Raw genomic sequence first — 2,217 nt, forward strand, 5'->3', positions numbered from 1 at the left:
TTCTTCGTGAGCGTGCTGCTCGGCGACCTTCTTACGCAACTTCGACTTTGGCATGGGGGCTAGGTTACAGCACAATTAGGACCATGGCTCGAATCCTGGTAATCGATAACTACGACTCATTCGTCTTTAACCTCGTGCAATATCTTGCACAATTGGGGGCAGAGTGCACCGTCGCCCGAAACGATGAAGTCAGAGCCGATGACGCTGCTCGGTATGACGGGGTTTTAATCTCCCCAGGACCGGGTACTCCAGATAAGGCTGGGGTCAGTATCGCGATGATCAAATACTGCGCAGCGAATTCAATTCCGTTATTCGGAGTCTGTCTTGGCCATCAGGCAATAGGTGAAGCGTTTGGCGCCACAGTTTCTCGGGCACCAGAGCTTTTACATGGAAAGACTTCCGAAGTTATTCATAATGCATCGGGAGTACTGACAAATTTACCTTCACCATTTACGGCAACTCGTTATCACTCACTTGCAGTAGAACGAGATACTGTTCCTGATGTCTTAGAAATTACCGGGTCAACTGAATCTGGTGTGGTCATGTCACTTAAACATAAAACCTTGCCGATTGAAGGCGTGCAATTTCACCCGGAATCAGTCTTAACTGAACATGGACATCAGATGTTGGCTAATTGGTTGGTGACATGCGGTGATCTAGATGCGCCTAAGCGAGCAGTTGGATTATCGCCAGTTGTTGGTAAAGCTCATTAAGGTTGCTTATTAATTGTAATTGTTACCGATTTACCAATTGTTTGAGTTGATTCCGCATCAGGGGCTTGTCGAATAACAACACCGAGTGGCTGTGCCGGGTCGAAATCAAAAAATTCATTAATGAGGAACCCAGCTTGAATCAGTAAAGTCTTGGCTTGAATTGCTTCAACACCAATTAAGTCTGGAACAGTGATTTCACCACTTGCAATTGTCAGAATTACGCCACTGCCAGCATCGGTAACTGAGCCCACCGCAGGGGTGACATCGAGAACCGTTCCCTGTGGCTCCTCTGATGGCGCCGCAATGGTTTGCGAAACAAGTAGACCAACAGCGGTGAGTGCTGCTCGCGCATTAATGAGTGACATACCGATTAGATCATCAGGAACTATCGCCTCTCCGGGACCATCTGAAATCGTGAGGACGATTGATGAACCTGGTTGGGCGCTCATTGTTGCTAGCGGAATTTGGCTTGCAACTCTGTCGCGTGGAATAACGCCATCGTTTGCTCGCCTAATCGTGATTGTGTATTGGCTCAAAAGGGCGCGAGCTTGTGCCTCACTTAAGCCCACAACGTTAGGAATTTGTGCCAGATTATTATTTGAGTTCCCACTATATAAATAACCGCCGATTGCTAGTGCAATAGCTGCAAAGAAGGCACCACCGTAGATAAGTGCGGACTTACGAGTAAATACTGGAGGGTTAACAACCTTGGCTAATACTTTTTCACCTGCGCGTACCCGAGCAATATCGTCAAGCATTTCCTGTGCACTTTGGTAGCGATCTGCCAGCTTCTTCGCTAAGGCAACTGCAAGAATTGTTTCAATTCCTTCCGGAAGATCTGGTTGGATGGCGCGAATAAGTGGAGCAGTACTTGATGCATGTTGGTAGGCAATAGATACTGGAGTTTCTCCCGTAAATGGTGGTTGCCCTGAGAGCAATTCAAAGAGTAAGCACCCAGTTGAATAAATATCACTGCGTAAATCTGCAGGTTCACCCACGGCTTGCTCCGGTGAGAGATATTGCGCAGTTCCAACAACATTCCAGGTACTGGTAAGAGTGGCACCGAGATCATCCATGGCACGGGCAATTCCAAAGTCCATCACCTTTACATCACCTTTATCGGTGATCATTACATTCGCCGGCTTGATATCGCGGTGAACAATTGCTCGCGCGTGTGAATACTCAAGGCCCGCAAGAACGCCTTCCGCAATTTCTAGTGCGCGCTGCAGCGGAAGTCTTTCACCATCATGAATCAGATCGCGCAGAGTGTGGCCGGATACAAGTTCCATCACGATATAAGGAGCGGGTTCTTCACCAGAGTCATAGACGGCAACAATTGCCGGGTGATTTAAACCAGCGGCAGCTTTAGCCTCTTTTCTAAATCGAGCCACAAAGAGCGGATCTTTTGCTAAGTCACTGCGCAAGATTTTAATAGCAACTTCGCGCGATAATCGTTGGTCTTGCGCAATATAAACATCGGCCATGCCGCCGGTGCCAATCATTT

2 protein-coding genes are annotated in these 2,217 nt (G+C 47.9%); one reads left to right on the forward strand and one right to left on the reverse strand.

What is annotated here, in order from left to right; genetic code table 11:
* Nucleotides 1-83 precede the first annotated feature (83 nt).
* Nucleotides 84-713, forward strand: a complete 630-nt coding sequence (locus AC9UEP_RS05845; RefSeq protein WP_509545037.1) for an aminodeoxychorismate/anthranilate synthase component II — start codon at nucleotides 84-86, stop codon at nucleotides 711-713.
* Here the strand turns inward: AC9UEP_RS05845 and AC9UEP_RS05850 are convergent.
* Nucleotides 710-2,215 (reverse strand): protein kinase domain-containing protein, encoded by a 1,506-nt coding sequence (locus tag AC9UEP_RS05850; RefSeq protein ID WP_509545034.1) that lies wholly within the window; start codon nucleotides 2,213-2,215, stop codon nucleotides 710-712. The genes AC9UEP_RS05845 and AC9UEP_RS05850 overlap by 4 nt on opposite strands.
* Nucleotides 2,216-2,217 lie beyond the last annotated feature (2 nt).

The sequence above is a fragment of the Candidatus Planktophila sp. genome (assembly GCF_040402315.1).
Classification (GTDB): Bacteria; Actinomycetota; Actinomycetes; order Nanopelagicales; family Nanopelagicaceae; genus Planktophila.